Annotated in this window: 17 protein-coding genes and 1 tRNA gene; 9 read left to right on the top strand and 9 right to left on the bottom strand. The window is 39.5% G+C overall.

Annotation, left to right across the window (positions count from 1 at the left end; genetic code table 11):
• Positions 1–44: 44 nt before the first annotated feature.
• The gene (locus tag DYI81_RS01495; protein ID WP_117006503.1) at positions 45–1,391 is read right to left on the bottom strand and encodes an MBL fold metallo-hydrolase; all 1,347 of its coding nucleotides are present in this window, start codon (positions 1,389–1,391) and stop codon (positions 45–47) included.
• A gap of 258 nt (positions 1,392–1,649) precedes the next feature.
• Between DYI81_RS01495 and DYI81_RS01490 the strand changes: the two genes are divergently transcribed.
• The gene (locus DYI81_RS01490) at positions 1,650–2,033 is read left to right on the top strand and encodes a diacylglycerol kinase (protein ID WP_106984551.1); all 384 of its coding nucleotides are present in this window, start codon (positions 1,650–1,652) and stop codon (positions 2,031–2,033) included.
• A gap of 154 nt (positions 2,034–2,187) precedes the next feature.
• On the opposite strand, the gene DYI81_RS01485 is transcribed toward DYI81_RS01490, so the two are convergent.
• Positions 2,188–3,792: an isocitrate lyase gene (locus tag DYI81_RS01485; protein ID WP_106984550.1), complete on the bottom strand. Its 1,605-nt coding sequence runs from the start codon at positions 3,790–3,792 to the stop codon at positions 2,188–2,190.
• A gap of 645 nt (positions 3,793–4,437) precedes the next feature.
• On the opposite strand from DYI81_RS01485, the gene DYI81_RS01480 reads away from it, so the two are divergent.
• From DYI81_RS01480 to DYI81_RS01465, 3 genes are all read left to right on the top strand, one after another.
• Positions 4,438–5,427, top strand: coding sequence for a LysR family transcriptional regulator (locus DYI81_RS01480; RefSeq protein WP_106984549.1), 990 nt, complete (start codon positions 4,438–4,440; stop codon positions 5,425–5,427).
• Positions 5,428–5,553: 126 nt separating this feature from the next.
• Positions 5,554–6,879, top strand: coding sequence for a hemolysin family protein (locus DYI81_RS01475; RefSeq protein WP_106984548.1), 1,326 nt, complete (start codon positions 5,554–5,556; stop codon positions 6,877–6,879).
• Between the two features lie 662 nt (positions 6,880–7,541).
• Positions 7,542–8,882, top strand: a complete 1,341-nt coding sequence (locus DYI81_RS01465) for a CitMHS family transporter (protein WP_117006501.1) — start codon at positions 7,542–7,544, stop codon at positions 8,880–8,882.
• A gap of 80 nt (positions 8,883–8,962) precedes the next feature.
• Here DYI81_RS01465 and DYI81_RS01460 read toward each other — a convergent pair whose 3' ends face one another.
• Positions 8,963–9,469 (bottom strand): hypothetical protein, encoded by a 507-nt coding sequence (locus tag DYI81_RS01460; protein ID WP_106984545.1) that lies wholly within the window; start codon positions 9,467–9,469, stop codon positions 8,963–8,965.
• A 179-nt stretch (positions 9,470–9,648) separates the two neighbouring features.
• On the opposite strand from DYI81_RS01460, the gene DYI81_RS01455 reads away from it, so the two are divergent.
• Positions 9,649–10,383 carry a hypothetical protein gene (locus DYI81_RS01455; protein WP_106984544.1) on the top strand — a complete coding sequence of 245 codons (735 nt, stop codon included), beginning with the start codon at positions 9,649–9,651 and terminating at the stop codon, positions 10,381–10,383.
• Between the two features lie 59 nt (positions 10,384–10,442).
• Here DYI81_RS01455 and DYI81_RS01450 read toward each other — a convergent pair whose 3' ends face one another.
• Positions 10,443–12,221, bottom strand: a complete 1,779-nt coding sequence (locus DYI81_RS01450) for an alkaline phosphatase D family protein (protein WP_106984543.1) — start codon at positions 12,219–12,221, stop codon at positions 10,443–10,445.
• Between the two features lie 199 nt (positions 12,222–12,420).
• Here DYI81_RS01450 and DYI81_RS01445 point away from each other — a divergent pair.
• Positions 12,421–12,507, top strand: a tRNA-Leu gene (locus DYI81_RS01445).
• Between the two features lie 482 nt (positions 12,508–12,989).
• On the opposite strand, the gene DYI81_RS01440 is transcribed toward DYI81_RS01445, so the two are convergent.
• From DYI81_RS01440 to rlmE, 4 genes are all read right to left on the bottom strand, one after another.
• Positions 12,990–13,304, bottom strand: a complete 315-nt coding sequence (locus DYI81_RS01440) for a DUF5713 family protein (protein WP_106984542.1) — start codon at positions 13,302–13,304, stop codon at positions 12,990–12,992.
• 117 nt (positions 13,305–13,421) lie between these two features.
• Positions 13,422–14,279: a dihydropteroate synthase gene (folP, locus tag DYI81_RS01435; RefSeq protein WP_117006500.1), complete on the bottom strand. Its 858-nt coding sequence runs from the start codon at positions 14,277–14,279 to the stop codon at positions 13,422–13,424.
• Between the two features lie 125 nt (positions 14,280–14,404).
• Positions 14,405–16,294: an ATP-dependent zinc metalloprotease FtsH gene (gene ftsH / locus DYI81_RS01430; protein WP_106984540.1), complete on the bottom strand. Its 1,890-nt coding sequence runs from the start codon at positions 16,292–16,294 to the stop codon at positions 14,405–14,407.
• 131 nt (positions 16,295–16,425) lie between these two features.
• Complete coding sequence (gene rlmE, locus DYI81_RS01425; protein WP_106984539.1) at positions 16,426–17,076, bottom strand: 23S rRNA (uridine(2552)-2'-O)-methyltransferase RlmE; 651 nt, start codon at positions 17,074–17,076, stop codon at positions 16,426–16,428.
• A 194-nt stretch (positions 17,077–17,270) separates the two neighbouring features.
• On the opposite strand from rlmE, the gene DYI81_RS01420 reads away from it, so the two are divergent.
• Together DYI81_RS01420 and DYI81_RS01415 are read left to right on the top strand one after the other, a co-directional pair.
• On the top strand, positions 17,271–17,594 hold the full coding sequence (locus DYI81_RS01420) for a YhbY family RNA-binding protein (protein WP_106984538.1): 324 nt from the start codon (positions 17,271–17,273) through the stop codon (positions 17,592–17,594).
• Positions 17,595–17,603: 9 nt separating this feature from the next.
• Positions 17,604–18,143, top strand: coding sequence for a DOMON-like domain-containing protein (locus tag DYI81_RS01415; protein ID WP_117006499.1), 540 nt, complete (start codon positions 17,604–17,606; stop codon positions 18,141–18,143).
• A gap of 322 nt (positions 18,144–18,465) precedes the next feature.
• Here DYI81_RS01415 and DYI81_RS01410 read toward each other — a convergent pair whose 3' ends face one another.
• Positions 18,466–18,945 (bottom strand): hypothetical protein, encoded by a 480-nt coding sequence (locus DYI81_RS01410; protein ID WP_106984536.1) that lies wholly within the window; start codon positions 18,943–18,945, stop codon positions 18,466–18,468.
• Positions 18,946–19,253: 308 nt separating this feature from the next.
• Between DYI81_RS01410 and carA the strand changes: the two genes are divergently transcribed.
• Positions 19,254–20,396, top strand: a complete 1,143-nt coding sequence (gene carA / locus DYI81_RS01405; protein WP_106984535.1) for a glutamine-hydrolyzing carbamoyl-phosphate synthase small subunit — start codon at positions 19,254–19,256, stop codon at positions 20,394–20,396.
• Positions 20,397–20,400 lie beyond the last annotated feature (4 nt).

Genomic DNA, 20,400 nt, shown 5'->3' with positions numbered 1-20,400 from the left:
CTACCGATCAACCTAAAATTTAGACAATATGATCTTTAATGACATCATTTGGGCTGTACTGTAGATGTCGTATTCTGCACTACGTCAACAACCTGCTCAATAACAGGCTTTACCGTTGTTCCTATCTCTGCAGTCACTACATCCGCTGATGGATTTTCAACATGCGCCTCATCCAAACGACGCTCAAGTTGATGTTCAGCATTTGCTTCTTGTACTTTTGCTGTAGGAATTACCAGCGCTCCTTGTTCAGGTTCCTGTGTATTAACGGCTGATACTGCTGATGTTTCTACCACTGTCTGTACAGTCGGTTGCATAGATGTTGTTGCAGGTGTTGCAGGTGTTGCAGGTGTTGCAGGTGTTGCAGGTGTTGCAGGTGTTGCAGGTGTTGCAGGTGTTGCAGGTGTTGCAGGTGTTGCAGGTGAGCCTAAAGGCTTCCACTGATAATGACCAGTACTAAGTTCTACAATTTCACCCACCCCAGGAAAAGGCAAATGCGGTGCAGCAATCCAAGTATGAGCCTGTGCATACTGTGCAAATAATGACTCACGTGTGTGACTGGCCTGTACAGGATCAGTATCAAAATCAACCGAAAGTTTAGGTTCAATAAACTGTAAAGTATGCGAATGGACAATATCACCAACAAAGACCAATGCCTTATTTTGGCTCTTTAACAAATAAGAATAATGCCCAGGTGTATGTCCAGCGCTTTGTATAACCTCTATGCCATTAATATCTGAACCTGCTTTAAATGTCCTTAAACTTTTAGACAACTGATAAGGTGCCAATACCGCCTTAATTTGCGCTGCTGTAGCTTGATAATTTGCTCGCTTGTCTTCTGCAACACTTTGCGGAACTTGCTCTGCCGACCAAAAAGCAAGCTCGGGCTCACTCACATATACCGTCGCGAGTGGAAAAACAGCGACATTATTTTGCGTCAAACCACATACATGATCTAAATGTAAATGCGTCAGCATTATGCTATTAATATGCGATAGTTTATAACCTGCTGCCTGAATATTCGTGGCCATCGCACCGAGTTTATCGCCCATACAACTCCCTGCACCATTATCTACAAGGGTTAAATTACCGTGACGATCATCAATTAAAAACGCATTGACACTGGTAGGCAAATACTGGGATTGAGACAAGTTGGCTTTTGCAAAAACTTGTTGTACCTCTTCTGGGCTCAGATTTTTATTAAACAAACTTCCTTTTAGATCAATCGAGCCATCACGTAGCGCAATCACTTTATATTCACCAAAGTTAAATGCAAAATAACCTTGCTCAGTCAGTGCTTCATTGACGACTGTCGCTGTTGTAGGTTGCACTTCGGTGGCATTGGCCTGAAAAGTCAAACAAGCCAATAGGATGAGGAATATATTATTTTTCATGGTACTGCCTTATCAAAACGCTACCTCAATCTAAACTGAAGTAGTAATCTTATTATTCAATGTCGTTATAGGAATTTTGTGCGGCAATTTTGCCTGATTTTTATGCATTTTTTAAGTCTTAAACTGACTTTAATCACATTAAATTTTAAATTTACTGCTAAAAGCATGTGTTTTAGTGTAATTGTCTTACTCAATTTTCAGTCACATTTAAGTTATGCCTCATAAAATGAATGAAATATAAAACTTTCACCATGACACATGAGTAGCTATTCCCCATACAAAGGCAAAACTGGCGTTAAGCGTATTTTAAACGCAACTCAATATTCTATCGCTGGTTTTAAAGCCGCATTTCAAAATGAAGCCGCATTTCGACAAATCGTGTTGATAAATGCGATCCTTATTCCAATCAGCTGTTTTCTTCAGGTGAGTCGTGCAGAACATGCCCTGATGATTGCGGTCTGCTTGTTTGCACTTATTGTTGAGTTATTTAACTCTGCAATTGAAGCTGTTGTAGATCGGGTTTCTTTAGATAAACACCCCCTTTCTAAAAATGCCAAAGATATGGGCAGTGCTGCACAATTTGTCGCATTAGCCATTATTTTCTTTACTTGGCTCATTATTCTTTGGCCAAATCAAAGCTAAATACTCTATAAATATAGTGCAAGACTAATGCGAATAATCAATAAAAAGCGGGCCAAAGCCTGCTTTTTTTATGTATATATTTTTGACTTAAATAACTAAGTAATAGGAATAAAAAAACCCAGCTTATGCTGGGTTTTTCGAATCAGTTCAGTGCTTAGTGAGCAGCGAATTGGTTCATTGTGTTTTTAGCATCATCGTGTGCTTTAAGAGCGTTGTCACCAGAGAAGATCTCTTTGTGGTCATCACCGATGTCCGAACCAGCCATTGCTTGGTGTTTAACACAAGCGATACCGCCACGGATTTCTTTACGCTGTACGCCAGCAACATAAGCCAACATACCTTCAGAACCGAAGTAACCTTGAGCAAGCTCGTGAGTAGAAAGAGCAGCTGTGTGGTAAGTCGGAAGTGTGATCAAGTGATGGAACACACCAGCTTCACGAGAAGCATCTGCTTGGAATGTACGTACTTTTTCGTCAGCATCAGCAGCTAATTCAGTCGCATCGTACTCAGCGCTCATTAGTTTAGCGCGGTCGTAAGCAGAAACGTCTTTACCTTCAGCAACCCAACGGTCGTAAGCTTGTTGACGGAAGTTTAAAGTCCAGTTGAATGAAGGCGAGTTGTTGTAAACAAGCTTAGCATTTGGAACTGTTTCTTTAACACGGTTAACCATGTGAGCGATTTCTTCAACGTTTGGAGTCGCAGTTTCGATCCAAAGAAGGTCCGCACCGTTTTGAAGGCTAGATACACAGTCAAGTACAACGCGGTCGATTTGCGTGTCTGGACGGAATTGGTACAAGCCAGAAGCAAGACGTTTTGGACGGTGAAGTTTACCGTTACGCTTGATTAGGATTTCGTCTTCTTGAGCTTCTGAAATGTCGATTTCAGTAGTATCTAAGTAGCTGATGTATTGAGAAGCGATGTCGCCTGGCTCTTTAACCACTGGGATTTTTTGAGTCAAGTCAGCGCCTTCAGAGTCAGTACGAGCAACGATGATACCGTCGTCAAGACCCATTTCTAAGAATGCATAGCGAAGAGCGTGGATTTTCGCGATGAAGTCTTCGTGTGGAACTGTTACTTTACCAGCTTGGTGACCACATTGTTTAGCATCAGATACTTGGTTTTCGATTTGAAGTGCACAAGCACCCGCTTCGATCATTTTCTTAGCTAGTAAGTAAGTTGCTTCTTCGTTACCGAAACCTGCGTCGATGTCCGCAATAATTGGCACAACGTGAGTTTGGAAACCGTCGATTTGAGCAGTGATTTCAGCAGCTTTAGCAGTATCACCAGCTTCGTTTGCTTTTTTAAGCGCACGGAACAAGTCGTTTAATTCTTTAGCGTCAGCTTGACGAAGGAAAGTGTAGATTTCTTCGATCAATGCAGGTACTGAAGTTTTTTCGTGCATAGATTGGTCAGGAAGTGGACCGAATTCTGAACGAAGCGCAGCAACCATCCAACCAGAAAGGTAGATATAGCGACGTTCTGTAGTACCGAAGTATTTTTTGTTCGCAATCATTTTTTGCTGTGCGATGAAACCGTGCCAGCAACCTAGTGATTGAGTGTATTTGCTAGAGTCTGCATCGTATGCAGCCATATCACGACGCATAATTGCAGCTGTGTATTTCGCGATGTCTAAACCAGTTTTGAAACGGTTTTGCAGTTGCATGCGTGCAGCATCTTCTGGGCTGATGTCGCGCCATGTTGCACCGAATTTTGCTTTTAATTCGCGGATTGCATCAATCGCTGATAAATATGTAGTCATGATATTTTCCTGTAATAATATTAGGATTTCCCAAACGAATGGCTAAAATCATACCCTCAATTTATTGTTCAGATTTAGAGCGCTTCGTTTCGATGAACTTAGATTAGATTGGCCAATAAAATTAATCCAATATTCTGTATTAATTTTCGATATTTATTTAAAAAATGGGTAGATCAAAGTCTAAATATATTTTAACCAAAATTATATAAGTTATTATTTTTAAATAATTTATATAATTTATTTTTAGTTTACTTTTCACCCAAGTTGTTTTCTTTTTATTCATTAGACTTAAGTCTTGAAAGGCTTTAAAAGTGTGATTTTTTACTAAAAATTGGCAAATTTGATCAAAATCACAACACTTTTTAACTTAACTGAGCGGTTTGTTTTTAGCTTTTAAATGCTAATTTCATCAGTAAAAATAAGTATTAAATATTCCTGTTCATATTCACATGTGAATGCGAATTTTTATCTTCTTTAAGACGCTATGTAGCGCTCATGCCCTCGCGGAACAGTTGAATTTATTAGGCTAACTGTATTTTTTAGCCTGCAATTGGACGTCTTTTTTTTCATCAGTTTATTACACAAGGCGGATGGCTTATGGCATAATCAAAATAATTTCATGATTTTATTTTCGGTATTTATTTTATGAATCTGGAGCGTGTCGATCTTAATCTACTCATTTACCTTGACGTGCTACTTCGTGAAAAAAATGTAACGCGTGCTGCAGAACAATTAGGCGTAACCCAACCTGCAATGAGTAATATTTTACGTCGTCTACGTAATTTATTTAATGATCCGCTTTTGATTCGTTCTTCTGAAGGTATGACCCCGACAGAACGCGCCTTAGAATTACAACCGCGTATTCGCGATGCGCTTTCTGATCTCTCGATGATTTTGGAACCACGTACTGAATTCCGACCTTATACATCGAATCGCGTTTTTCGCATTATGACTTCTGACTATGCCGAAGCGACTTTAGTACCTCGCTTAGTCAAAGCACTCCGCTCAGAAGCACCAAATGTCGTACTCGACTTTTTAACACCAAGTGATGTGTCTTATCGTGATATGGAACAAGGTAAGGTCGATCTTGCAATTAACCGTTTTAATGAAATACCGCAAAGTTTTCACCAAGTTTTAGTTTGGCGTGACAGCTTTTCTTGCTTACTCAATGGTAAACACCCTGCTGCAAACAACCTCAATTTAAAAAGCTATTTAGATGCTCAACATATCTGGGTATCTAAAACAGGTATGGGCGTTGGCTTTGGTGTCAATCCAGAAAAGCAAGCAGGCTTAGGTTGGATTGACCAAGCCCTAGAACGTATTGGTCAAAAGCGTAAAATTTCTGTATTTACACGTCATTATCAAATGCCTGGGCTATTGGCTTCCAATGTTGATTTAGTTGCGACCCTACCGACACGTATTGCGCGCCTTCAAGCAAAAAGCCAAAACTTACTGATTAAAGACCCACCATTTTATATTCCAGAATTTGAATTAAAAATGGCTTGGTGTCCTTTATTACATCATCACCCTGCACATCGCTGGTTACGTCAGCTTATTTTGTATGTTGCACGCCAAATGATTGAAGAAGAAAACCGTGAATTTTTAATGAATAACTCTCAATTTTCTCATTATTAAACATAAATTTTCTTAAATTCTTCTTTTTTAAGCTTATACTAGAACTCGAGGAAATCATTAAACTGATCTCCTTGAGTTTTTTTATGTTAAAAATATTCAAAATAATGATGATCCACAGGTGCCTCAGTGAGCCTCTTCCAAAACATCCTAATCATCGTCATCCTTATTGCGGGAGCTGGTTTTTTATCTTTAACTGAAATCGCCCTTGCCGGTGCACGTAAAGTTAAATTAAAAATCTTGGCAGAATCGGGCGATGAGCGTGCTCAGAAAGTGCTCGATTTACAAGAAAATTCAGCAGATTTCTTTGCAGCCTCGCAAATTGGCCTAAATGCAGTCGCAATTCTCGGCGGTATTTTGGGTGAAGGTGCATTTCGCCCTTATTTCTATGACATGGTTGCACGCTTTTATCATGGCCCCTGGACGGAAAGTATTAGCTTTGCCTTGTCTTTCACATTAGTTACTTCTTTATTTATTTTATTTGCAGACCTCATGCCAAAACGTTTGGCAATGATTGCACCTGAAAAAATCGCGGTTTCTGTGATTAACCCGATTCAAGTCTTCATTGTGGTCTGCAGACCATTGGCATGGTTTATCAATGCCATTGCCAATATGCTGTTCCGCTTATTTAAAGTGAACACCACCCGCGACGATAATATTACTTTTGATGATATTTCAGCCGTGATGGATGCTGGCGCACAAGCTGGTGTTCTGCAAAAACAAGAACATCATTTCATTGAAAATGTATTTGAACTCGAAGAACGTAACGTCCCTTCAAGTATGACGACCCGTGAAAACGTGGTGTATTTTACCCTCAAGGAATCTGAATCGAGTATTCGTCAAAAGCTGGCAGAATATCCTTATTCTAAATTTTTAGTCTGCAGTGAAAATATTGACGATGTGATTGGTTATGTTGATGCCAAAGATATTTTGGTTCGTATCCTCAATAATCAATCCCTTTTACAATTAAACGAAAATACCATTCGTAATGTACTCACCATTCCAGATACGCTCACACTGTCTGAATTACTCGACCGTTTCCGTTCCACCAAAGAGAAATTTGCGGTCGTTATTAATGAATATGCGCTGGTCGTTGGTGTAATTACCTTGTCAGATATCATGATTACGGTAATGGGTGATTGGGTTACGCCGATTGAGGAAGATCAGCAAATTATTAAACGTGATAATAATTCATGGCTGATTGAAGGTAGCACACCAATCGAAGACATGATGCATGCGCTAGCGATTGATGAAATGCCTGATACAGACAATTATGAAACCTTAGCGGGCTTTATGATGTATAAGCTTCGCAAAATTCCACGCCCTGCTGATGCAGTCATTTATGGTGGTTATAAATTCGAAGTGGTCGATGTCGATCATTTTAAAATTGACCAATTACTGGTAACGCGCTTATTAGAGCAATCCGAAGTACCACCTGAAGAAGCAACAAGTTAAACAAACGATTGAATGTAGGGCACAAGCGTGCCCTACAACTTCAACCACAAAAGACAAAACAATAAAAAATAACGGATTTACCTCATGTCGATACATGCTTTAATCGCCTGCTTTAGTTTTTATTCTGCAGTGTATTTAATTTACCGCTTTTTTGCGGTTCAGCCCCAACCCTTATATTTAATTTTTGCGCTAATTCTATTTATTTGTTCTTGGTTAGTCGTTCCAAGTCATAACAGTCGAAAGCGCAGAAATTACGACCAAACGATGCAAATGGGCTGGGATTCAATGCTCTTTGATCCACTCATCTTTTGGTGGCGTCTGTTTATGTTTCCTATTCGCTTTATCTTTCGTTTTTGGCTGCATGATTAGCTATTAAGATGCTTTATGTAGCCACAACATCATCCATCTTAGTTACCAAACTACATCAAAGCACTTATGGTTGTGTTTATTTAAATTACAATGACTTACATTATAAAATTCCACAGCCTCAATCACATGATTTTTCAATCAACTAAGCTTTTGTTTTATTAATTTTATTTTTTCAAAAAATAATGATGAAATTCACATTTTAATTACATAGTTTTGCCCCTGTTGTTTTTTTTATATCCTCCATGAGCGCTTTGAAAGCCCTCATGAATAAAAACTCAAAGGATTGAAAAACCATGTTAACGCTACTTGGCCTTGGCATGATCATCTGCTTTATGTATTTGATTATGTCTCGCCGAATGAGTCCACTCGTCGCACTCACCCTAATTCCCCTATTGTTTGCACTTCTTGCATGGTTAATGGGTTTTTATTTCGACAGCCTTGCTCATATTCAAATTCATGAAATTGGCGAAATGATGCTTGAAGGCGTTAAAAAATTAGCGCCAACGGGGATTATGCTGTTATTCGCGATTCTGTATTTTGCCATTATGATTGATACAGGATTATTTGATCCCTCAGTTAAGTTTATTTTACGTTTGGTTAAAGGTGATCCACTTAAAGTCGTCTTAGGCACCATTACCCTTACTATTATTGTGTCGCTAGATGGTGATGGCTCAACAACTTATATGATTTGTGTGGCAGCCATGCTTCCCTTGTATCGTCGTCTCGATATGAGCCCACTAATTATGGCCTGCCTGATGATGCTCTCGAGTGGCATTATGAACTTAACACCGTGGGGTGGCCCTACTGCACGTGCAGCCAGTGCTTTACATGTTGATCCTAGCGATGTCTTCATTCCGATGGTTTTACCCATGCTGTTTGCAATAGCTTGGGTGTATTTCTTAGGTTATATGTATGGCCGTATGGAACGTAAACGCTTAGGCGTTATAGAACTCGATATTAGCCATGGCGACAATATCCAAATTTCGACAAATCCCGAAGCAAATCGTGCACATCTACGTTGGTTTAATGGCTTGCTTACTGTTGCACTCATGGTTTGTTTAGTCATGAATGTACTACCTATGCCTATTTTATTTATGGTGGCATTATGTATTGCACTGGTAGTTAATTACCGCCAAATTGACATGCAAAAACAATTGGTCGCACACCATGCAGGAAGTGCGCTCAATGTCGTAGGGATTATTTTTGCTGCAGGCATTTTTACCGGTATTTTGGCTGGTACAGGTATGGTCGAAGCAATGTCTAAAGAATTGGTCGGCATTATTCCAACCAGCATGGGCCCCTACTTAGCACCTATTACAGCGGTCATTAGTATGCCTATGACCTTTTTTATGTCGAATGATGCATTTTATTATGGGGTACTACCAATTTTATCTGATGCTGCCATGCACTATGGTATTGAACCTGTCGAAATGGCACGTGCATCCATTGTCGGGCAACCCGTACACCTACTTTCGCCACTGGTTCCTTCAACTTATTTACTCTGTGGCTTAGCAGGGATTGAATTTGGTCAACATCAACGCTTTACGATTCTTTGGGCCATTATCACTTGTTTGGTTATGCTGGTATCTGGCTTAGTTTTTGGCATGTTCCCGTTTTATTCATCCATTAGCTAAACGCGATATATTCTGTACATTATTTAAAAATAACCACAAAAAAAGCGCCAAAAGGCGCTTTTTTTGTGGCTACATACATATCAGTGTTTACTGATTAATGCATCCAAAAGTGCTTGATAATGAATTGAAATATCATCTTCTAAAATAGCATAGGCATTATCAAACTGAACCATTGGCCAGCCTTCTTTCCAGAATGGGAAAATATTATGCAAATCATGCGTTACTGTTGCGTCTTCACGCAGAATAGCTTGAGCAACTTGTGACAACACCTGAGCTGTTTCAGCACCATCTACAGCCATATAATCAATACCACGTACTTTTAAAATACGGATACGGTCTTTTTTATAACGAATTTTTTTACTTTGTGCTTCATTAAGATTTAAAGCCAAAGTTACCGCTTCAACAAATTTATCTTCAAAAGACTGGTTGAGTGCGACCAATGCCTGCTTATGCGATTCTTGACGGCCTGCTTTACCCCCATTACGGATAATTTGCGCAGCCTCAGTATTTAAAACATCACTTTTCATCGATGTTAAAATATCTAAAATTTCGATATCGCTTAAAGATTCAGGAGATTGACCAGCCATACACTGCCTTTACAAAAATTCTTAAAGCAGTATTTTCTCATATTCAGCTTATAAAAAGGGAAATATCTTTCATTGCGTTTTGCTTTTTAGCCTAGATAATTCAATTGGTGAATAAAAAATTGCTCATCCGTGTAAAAATTGTTTTATATTGAAGCGTCTTTAAATCGTTTATTCTTTCCATGCTTAAAATTCCACAGGCTTTACAGTATCTAGAACAATTAAAATCACAGTATCCTGCAGCCTTTAAGCGTAATTTTCTATTTTATAGCCTCATTAAAACCAAAGGCTTAATTGATGAAATCAAAGAGCTTTTGCCATGGTTATTGGCAGCTATGATTTTTGTTTCGAGTAGCATGGTACTCGGAGATTTTTTGCAAAAGACATTACCCAATTGGAGTGAGTTTCGCGCTGAAGGCCTTGCTGTACTTGCGATCATGCTTTTTTTTATGCTGATATGCCCACTGATTATTAAGCAAATGAAGCACAGCTCAATTTCATTGTATAAGCAAGTGCGCCATACCCCCATTAAGCTCACTGTGCTGATTATTATACAAGCTATCAATATTGCTTATATCGAAAGTTCTTTTTTACAAGCTTTGCTGTTTTTCTTTGCGCTAAGCTTTGGCTTTGTTAAATTTTACAAAGAAAATTTATTTCGTTCAGATTGTGAAACTACTGGTTATTTTTGCTTACAAGAAATACGTCGCGTCAATTATTGGACCTATAAGCAGATATTAAAAACCAAACTCCGTTTGCGCTTTTGCAAAAGCCAATCTGCTCAGTACACTACCCTTACACAACAACTCAAACAAATGCAGGACTTACATTTAGAAACCCTACATTTTGAACATAAACTATGTAAAAGCATTAAACATATTGATATCGATGCTTATTTAGAAGAAATGAGCAAATAAAAAAACTGGGCAACATGCCCAGTTTTTAGTTTTAACATCTAAGTGCTCTTTACAACTGTCTAAGCACTCTTTGCAACCGTCACAACAGTTTTGAAGTTTGAGTCGAAAGATACAGCTTTCGCAGTTGTTGAGTCTATTTGGTAGTTTTTATTTTTTACCGTATCAACAAAAACCCAATTTGCATTTACAGCTGTTTGCTTAAACTCTACAAGTAAATAACCACGTTGACTCAAATTACAATATTGCAATTCATCAATCAATAAAGCAAAAGCTTGCTCAAAGCTGTGTAAATCTGTTGGGCTAATTTGCAAATATTTTTCCATCCCTGGAGATGACACAGAACTGGTTGCCAACTCTAGACCTGCTTTCTGGCCATTTTGTGCATACAAGGTCGAATACCAAGCATTGTGTGTATCGCCAGCCAATACCACCACTTGCTTTTTCAGCTTTTGTAACATGCCATACAATGCTTCACGCTCATAGGCATAGCCATCCCAAGCATCTAAATTATAAGGCAATACCGTTTGAATCCGTGTCAATTGCTGTGTTGTCAATTTAGATGGATCTGTTAAATACTGGATTTTAATTGCAGATAATTCTGTAATCATCTGCTTAATTGCTGCTAGCTCTGTAGCACCAGCCGTACCACTTTGCACTTTTGCTAAAATAGTTAATACTTCTGCGGGTATCAGCATTTTAGCCATTAAAACCTGCTGGCCCAGTACATTCCATTTTGCTTGAGAATTAGCAAGCGACGTGTTTAACCATGCGAATTGTTCAGCACCCATTAAAGTACGAGAACTGTTATACAAATCAGATGTAAATTTTGCACTCTCTAAGCCACCTACTGCTGTCATATAGTTTGCATAATCAAGCTGTTCGCTGCGCGCTAGTATGCGTGTATCTAGCATATTTAGTTGCACTAAATTGCCATAATTAAACTGACGGTAAATATGTAAATGATCTTCAGCGCTTTTAGCTCGAATTGGCATCCATTCAAAATAGGCTTGCAAAGCGGCAGCTTTCCGTTCGGCAAAACTGCCTTCATTGGCTTGATGGTTTTCTGCACCATCTAACCATGTATCGTTACTTAGCTCATGATCGTCCCAAATAACAACAAAAGGATGGCGCTGATGTAAAGCTTGTAAATCTGGATCTAAACGATACAAAGCATAGCGTTTACGGTAGTCGTTGAGGTTGAGAATTTCTTGACTATTGTCAGATGCAAACTCACGACCTAGGGCTTTAGCATCTTCTGTCGCATAGCCACCTTGGCCATATTCATAAATATAATCACCTAAATGCAAAACTGCATCGACATCAAGCGTGGCCATTTCTTTATACACATGAAAATAACCCGCTGGATAATTTGAGCACGAGCACACAGCAAAACGGACCTGCTCGAGCGCTGTAGACGGCTCAGCTAAAGTCTTGGTACGCCCCACAGCTGAAATGACAGCACCAAATTTAAAACGATAATAATAATTTTGATTGGCTTTTAATTTATCGGCATCTACTTTCACGGTAAAGTCATCTGCACTACTGGTTTGGGCCTTACCACGATTTTGTATATTTTTAAATTCGGAGTCTGTGGCAATTTCCCAATCTAGTTCCAAACGTAAATTTACATCAGCGACCGTTACCCGCGTCCAAAGGATGACTCTATCTTGGAGCGGATCCCCACTTGCAACCCCATGCAAAAATTGTAATGCAATTGTATTAGATGCGTCAGATGCATCATCACTGCCACAGGCGGTTAAACCAATAGGCAATGACACCGCACTCACTCCAGCCAATGCACGCTGAATCAATTCACGTCGATTTAAAATTGGTTTCATAAAGATTTCCTTTTTTAAGCAAAATAAGAAATCCGTATTTCAATTTCATCTCAAACACATGAATATTTGATTAATTTTCATACTTAATGGCTATTTTTGGATTTTTTTTAGACATAAACTCATGTTTTGCTTGAAAATAAAACAATTAATGTTATTTATGCTTGCCAAGTTACATTTGCTCCTCTATTATTGCGCTCATGCCCGAGTGGTGAAATCGGTAGACACAGGGGATTTAAAATCCCCCGACCTTCAAGTCGTGCCAGTTCGAGTCTGGCCTCGGGCACCATCCTTCTACTAGATGGTACAAATAAAGAACCCAGCTTTAAGCTGTTTTTTTTATGTCTAAAATTTAATAAAAATATCTCATCAAAAAATAATTAAAACTTTCTCAACCCTTTAGATCTTCATTTCTCTGTTTTTCAACCAAAACCCAATATGAAGACTTATTGTGATCAATGTGCCGTCTCATACCATGAGAAAAAACATCCTCAATGTTAACCATAAAACAATAAAGCTCGAAATTCGCACCCAGCTCTAAGCTTAAGTCAGATAAATTACAGTTAATAAAAATCATGCTGGGACATAAAATTTTTAGCTAGATTTACGTGTATATACTGAAATAAAAATGTTCGCTACAACTTATCAGTACTTAAAATTGCAGAAAGATTTCTGAACGCCTCACCTCAACCAACCACTGATTAATTTACTAAACAACTCCTAAGACTCAATCACTAAAAAACCAATAGCCAGATACAACAAGAGAGTGGCTTACCACTCTCTATTTGCAACCAACTCTTCCATTTCAATATCCATATACCCTTCCTCTTGTACAGCCATCATCATTGCTTCAGCAATATAATCAGCAGCCGTATCATCAAGTGAAGAGTCCAAATCTTCAAACTGAGGTTTCATCTTATTCACCAGTGAAATTGTTTCATTGGCAAATTGATAAATATCAGTTTCAGAAAGATTCGCTTTAGCGACTTTTTTAGCAAACAGGACAATCAATTGTTTAACTTCAGCAACCAAGATATCTGGGTAATAATCATCGTCAAACATCGGGAGAAGAAGATCTGCAAACATACAGGTTCTCAATACAAACACATTAAGCGAGCTTATATACCATATTGATTAAATTTCGCCAAATGAAACCGCTTAAAATTTCATACCACAAGATTTACCTCCTGTGTCATATTATGTTTAGTCTTCGGCCGAACGCATAGCATTCCACACTAAAATTGCATCTTTAGTGGCTTTTACATCGTGCGCACGAACCATACAAGCACCCTGCTGAATACTCATCAAATGTGCTGCTACAGATCCAACTGCACGCTCTTTTGCATCCACAGCCCCCACAGCCTCACCAATAAATCGCTTACGCGACAACGCTGACAAAATTGGATAACCAAGTGCATTCAACTGATATAACTCTTTTAATAATTTTAAATTCTGCTGGGCATTTTTAGCAAAACCAAAGCCTGGATCAATCATGATATTTTCAGCTTTTACACCTGCATCTAGAGCATCTTGTACTCGCTGTGAGATTTCCGCCATGACATCCATAGTTACATCATTATATTGATCCAAATGATTCATCGTGGTTGGCTCACCACGCATGTGCATAATAATCACTGGTATGTCTAAGCGAGCTGCAGTTTCTAATGCTTGTGGACGAGTTAAGGCACGTACATCATTCCAAATATGTGCTCCAGCGTTTACAGCTGCAGATATCACTTCTGGTGAAGAGGTATCAATTGAGATCACCACACCTAATTTTGCTAATTCCTCTACTACTGGTACCACGCGTCGGATTTCTTCTTCGATAGCAACTACAGATGCACCTGGTCGGGTTGATTCGCCCCCTACATCAATGACTGTTGCCCCTTCGGCAATCATTTGCTTTGCACGTGCTACCGCTTCATCTTTACCATTGTGTTGCCCGCCATCACTAAATGAATCTGGTGTCACATTTAAAATCCCCATCACATGTGGTGTCGACAGATCTAATGTCAATTTGCCACACTTTAAGATTTTATTTGGTAAAGGCATTAAGCGCATACAACATCTCCTACATGAATCTGACTATGTTATCAATTTTGTGTATGTGAAGGCGCAATTGTGCTAACCCAAAAACAAAAAAGAGCCTCATTGAGACTCTTTTTTAAACTTACGCAGTTAATGCATTAATTTGCAGGTAACGGCGGTGGCGTAGCTGGACCATCTGTAGGCGTAACATCAATCACAGGATTTTCTGCTACATATACTTTAGGTGGTTGAGGCTCACGACCTTCCATAATGTCACGAATTTGTTCGCGATCAATCGTTTCCCACTCAAGTAATGCTTTCACCATTGCATGTGCAATATCCATGTTGTTTTCAAGAATATCGCGAGCTACACGGTACTGCTCATCAATAATACGACGAACTTCAGCATCTACTTGTTGTTGCGTTGCTTCAGAAATCGTACGGCTACCAATGCTTCCCATAAACGACTGTTGAGAATCATCTTCGTAAACCATAACGCCTAATTTATCAGACATACCGTACTTCGTTACCATTGCACGTGCCATTTTAGTTGCACGCTCAAAGTCATTTGAAGCACCAGTCGACATTTGATTAATGAACACTTCTTCCGCAATACGACCACCAAACAAAATAGAAAGTTCATTCAACATTTTGTCTTTGTAATGGCTCGTTTGGTCATGCTCTGGCAACTGCCAAGTCACACCCAATGCCCAACCACGTGGCATGATCGTTACTTTATGTACAGGGTCAGTGCCCGGTAAAATTTCCGCAACAATTGCATGGCCTGCTTCATGATAAGCCGTTGCACGACGCTCTTCTTCACGAAGTACCATCGATTTACGTTCAGGGCCCATATAAAGCTTGTCTTTTGCATCTTCAAAATCATGCATATCGACAGTGTTTTTATTACGACGAGCAGCAAATAATGCAGCTTCGTTTACAAGGTTCGCCAATTGCGCACCAGAGAATCCTGGTGTACCACGAGCTAATACTTTAACGTCAACGCCAGTTGTTGATGGCAATTTCTTCAAGTGAACATTTAAAATTTGTTCACGGCCTTTAATGTCTGGTAAGCCCACCATCACTTGACGGTCAAAACGACCTGGACGCAGTAAAGCTTTATCGAGAACGTCTGCACGGTTAGTGGCAGCAATCACGATAATACCTTCATTACCTTCAAAGCCGTCCATTTCTACCAACATTTGGTTCAGTGTTTGTTCACGCTCATCGTGACCACCACCTGTACCCGAACCACGATGACGACCTACTGCATCAATCTCATCGATGAAGATGATACATGGTGCATGGCGTTTTGCTTGTTCGAACATGTCACGTACACGAGACGCACCCACACCCACGAACATTTCAACAAAGTCAGAACCAGAAATACTAAAGAATGGAACTTTGGCTTCACCCGCAATGGCTTTCGCAAGTAAAGTTTTACCTGTACCCGGAGGACCAACCATCAACACGCCTTTAGGAATTGTTGCACCTAAGCGTTTAAATTTTGCAGGATCTTTTAAGAAATCAACAATTTCAACAACTTCTTGCTTCGCTTCATCACAGCCAGCAACATCGGTAAATGTTACTTTAATTTGATCTTCTGTCAGCATTTTGGCCTTAGACTTACCAAAGCTCATCGGACCATTTTTGCCACCAGCACCGCCACCCATATTCCGCATAAAGAACATGAATAACAAAATGATTAACAATACTGGGAAGCTTGCAATTAAAAGTTGCATCAATAAACCTTGACGCTGAGGTGCAGTACCTTCAACAACAACGTTATTTTTAATCAAATTCGGCATCAGTTCAGGATCTTGAACCGCTGGGCGAATGCTTTCAAACTCAGAACCGTTTGATTTTTCACCACGGATTCTTTCACCATCAATAGTGACGCGTTTAATTTGACCAGCATTCACCGCTGCAACAAACTCTGAATAATTCAGCGCTGTCGGCTGATTGCGGTCACTGACGTTGCTGAAGATAAGCACCAGCACACCCAGTATGACAAGCCACAACACGGCATTCTTAAAAAGATCGCTCAAAGCTTTATTCCCATTTCAATCTAATTTGATCATGCCCAATACTGGGTGACCCTAATTTAACGCTGCAGATCAGCAAGCAATAATGTAAACCGTACAAAATGCACAATTTTTAACGCATTGGCAAGTAAACTTTATTTCAAAGCTTTCTTACGCCCCTGCCCGACTAAAAATACTTCTTTAGATCGAGCACGCGATGCAGCAGGTTTAGCAGTTTTTAATACATCAAAACTGTCTACGATCTGCTTACGAAACTCATCAAAACCTGTGCCTTGGAAAACCTTAACAACAAATTGACCATTTGGACCAAGTACTTTGTTCGCAAAATCAAGCGCAAGCTCACAAAGATAAATTTGACGTGGCTGATCTACGGCCTTATTACCTGATGTATTGGGGGCCATATCAGAAATTACAACGTCAACCTTGCGTCCATTTAAAATATTTAACAATTTATCGAACACTTCTTGCTCACGGAAGTCACCTTGCAAGAAAGTAACATCGGGCAATGCATCCATTTCCAAAATATCAGAAGCAATAACTAAGCCTTTTTCACCAACCAATTTACCCGCAATTTGCGACCAACTGCCTGGTGCAGCACCCAAGTCTACAACGACCATGCCCGGCTTAATAAGCTTATATTTTTCTTGCATTTCTAGAAGCTTGTAAGCTGCACGAGCACGATAGCCTTCCTTTTGTGCTTTTTTCACAAAAGGATCATCTAAATGCTCTCGCATCCAATCACGACTACTTTTAGATAACTTTTGGTTGGTAATGCGCGTCGCCATAACTCTCTAAATAAAAATAACTTCTAATATTTTATTGTACGTGAAAAACACACTTTTTGCAGTATGCATGTGTATATAAATCATTATCCAACACATGTTTTTCCAATAAATTACATCGATAAATTGCATAGAATTTACAGCGTTTCAATCTCACTTTTGTTATACTAAGCCGTTTTAAAATTTAGGTTATACTTATGGCGGCTTTATCTATTCAAGAACGTAAACGCTTACGTCAAATTGGTCATGCATTAAATCCTGTTGTAATGCTTGGCGACAAAGGCTTATCTGAAGGCGTAACTGAAGAATTAAACCGCGCGCTTAACGACCACGAACTGATTAAAGTTAAAATTGTAGCTGAAGACCGTGAAGCACGTGCTGCGCTTATTGCTGAAGTGGCGGCAGTGTCTGGTGCTGAAGTTGTACAAACAATTGGTAAAATTGCATTGCTTTACAAAAAAGCACCAAAGCAAAATCCAAAACTTTCAAATCTTGTTCGTCACGCACATTTGTCAAACTAATCTCCCTATATGGCTAGTTTCGAACTCAGTGCCTTTGATCGCCGGTTTCAAGCGATTTCTGTAGTTGGTGCAATTGAACAACAAAGTCCGTTTACCTTAAACACAGGTTTTTGGATACGTGACCCTAATCTAATGATCCAATGGCCAGAAGCTGCTGCATCTAATCCGCGCCGTGACTTTCTATGGGAACAGACCTGCTTCGAGATTTTTATTGGTGTACACGGTGAAGACTATTACCGTGAAATCAATCTTTCTCCTTCCGAAGCATGGCAAGCCTATCAGTTTGAAGAATACCGCTATCCGGAAAATATGCCGCCGCAAGCAGCGTATGATATTGAGCTGAACCAATTAAAGCGCACGCATTACGGATTAAATGTCAGTCTTGATCTGACCGAATTTATGCTGGTTCATAAATTAAAGTGGAGCGATCTTTATATTGGTCTAAGCGCAGTACTCCAAACCTCACAAGGTGAACAGTATTACGCAATGCAACATAGTAGCCCACAAGCAGATTTTCATAACAAGCGCGACTGGCTACATCAATTTTGATGTCCATCAAAAGCACAAAAAAATGAGGCGATTAGCCTCATTTTTTTCGCCTAGAACTTAGCTTTAATAACAAATACTTCACTCATGTTAATCGTCATTCAACGACAACTTATTTCTTTATTTGTTTTACCTTAAATTTTGCACGCATAGCCAAACTCAGAACTAACACAACAACTAGGCTAAATTCAAAACTCAAAATTAAGACAAAAAAATGGGCAGTCCCTGCCCTACCCATTTTTTATACTAAACACCCACTTGAGTTTACTTATGTATATTCATTACTCAGTAAATTTCCCTTTCAAGTGAACTTCAGCTGAAATATTTAGTTTTTTAACGTTGAATTTTGAGCATCTGCTTTAACTGGATTCACTTTTTTCCATGCTTCTAACGTATGCTCTTTTGAGCGCTTAAACGTTTCCGTAATTTGCTCTTTGTGCTTACCTGAAATTTCAGAGACATCTGCTTTCAATTCTTTACCTAATTTAGATAAATCATCTAATACAGCATTAAATTCAGTTTTGACAAATGTTTTCAACTCAGTGAAATCTTTTTGCGATGTACCAAAATGACTTTTTAACAATTCAATTTTTTGCAAAATGTCTTGTTTCAATTGCTGTAGTTGACCTTGCACATTTGCATTCAGCACTTTCGCTTCTTCCTGAAGTTTTTCTTTACTATCTACAACTGCCTCTACAGCTTGTTCAGTTGCTTCTTTCGCCACTTTTTCAAGCTTATCAGCACCCTCTGTTGCAATAGCCTTCAGGGTCGTTTTCTCTGTACTTGCTTTTTCTTGAGTTGCCATGATTGTTATACCTATAGTTATTCATGAAACTACATATTAGCGATTGTTGATAAATTTTAATTTATGATTTGTCAGACAATAATTAATTGCTTACATTTTTTGACAAACAGCAAAAACAAACTTTTTAAAGAAATGCAAGCGCTTTATCTCATATATTCACGACTTTTAGAATGGACTTTCAAGGGGTTCCTGCGTATAATGCCGTGTTAAGTTCAAGCGAGCAGACATAGGGAGGGTAGGTTTTAAAGTAACCTTCCTTTTTTTTCGTCTTCTCGCTTTTTTACAGCCTAAATTTCAGGAGCTTTGGTTTGAGCACCCCAGCAATTTTAGCCCTTGCCGACGGAACTATCTTTAAAGGTACTTCTATTGGTGCATCGGGTAGTACGACTGGTGAAGTCGTTTTCAACACTGCCATGACTGGCTATCAAGAAATTTTGACTGACCCAAGTTATGCACAACAACTTGTAACCCTAACTTACCCACATATCGGTAATACAGGTTGTAATGATGAAGACGCTGAGTCAGGTCGAATTCATAAAGTATGGGCCAACGGATTGATCATTCGTGACCTACCTTTATTGCATAGCAACTTCCGATCTACGCAGTCATTAGGTGAATACTTAAAAGAACATAATGTTGTTGCCATTGCGGATATCGATACCCGACGATTAACACGTATCTTACGTGACAAAGGCGCGCAAAACGGCTGTATTCTTGCTGGTGAAAATATCACTGAAGAACAAGCATTAGAAAAAGCACGCGCTTTTGGTGGTTTAAATGGTTTAGACCTCGCAAAAGAATGTTGCGACCCTGAAGGCTTTGAATGGTCTGAAGGCTCTTGGACACTTGGCAAAGGCTTTTCTCAGCCTGAACTTAAATTCCATGTTGTTGCATACGATTACGGTGTCAAAACCAACATCTTGCGTATGCTCGCAGACCGCGGTTGTAAATTGACTGTCGTGCCTGCGCAAACTCCTGCTGCTGACGTACTTGCGTTGAATCCAGATGGCGTGTTCTTATCGAACGGCCCCGGCGATCCAGCTGCATGTGACTACGCAATTGAAGCTGTAAAAACAATTGTAGAAGACGCTCGCAACGTACCTGTATTTGGTATTTGCTTGGGTCACCAAATTCTTGCACTTGCAAGCGGTGCTAAGACTGTGAAAATGCCTCACGGTCACCACGGTGCCAACCATCCTGTACAGAACATTGAAACTGGCACAGTGATGATTACTTCGCAAAACCACGGCTTCGCAGTGGATGCAGAAACTCTTCCTGCAAACCTTAAAGCTACGCACAAATCACTGTTCGACCAAACTCTTCAAGGGATTCATCGTACAGACAAACCTGCGTTCAGTTTCCAAGGTCACCCTGAAGCAAGCCCTGGTCCACATGACTGCGCACCATTGTTCGATCATTTCATCGAACTTATCGAAGCATCTAAGAAGTAATTAA

Origin of the sequence: Acinetobacter sp. SWAC5, assembly GCF_003419885.1 — a bacterium.
Lineage (GTDB): Bacteria > Pseudomonadota > Gammaproteobacteria > Pseudomonadales > Moraxellaceae > Acinetobacter > Acinetobacter cumulans.
Note: the sequence above shows the minus strand (reverse complement) of the source record. Positions and strands in the feature narration are given on the sequence as shown.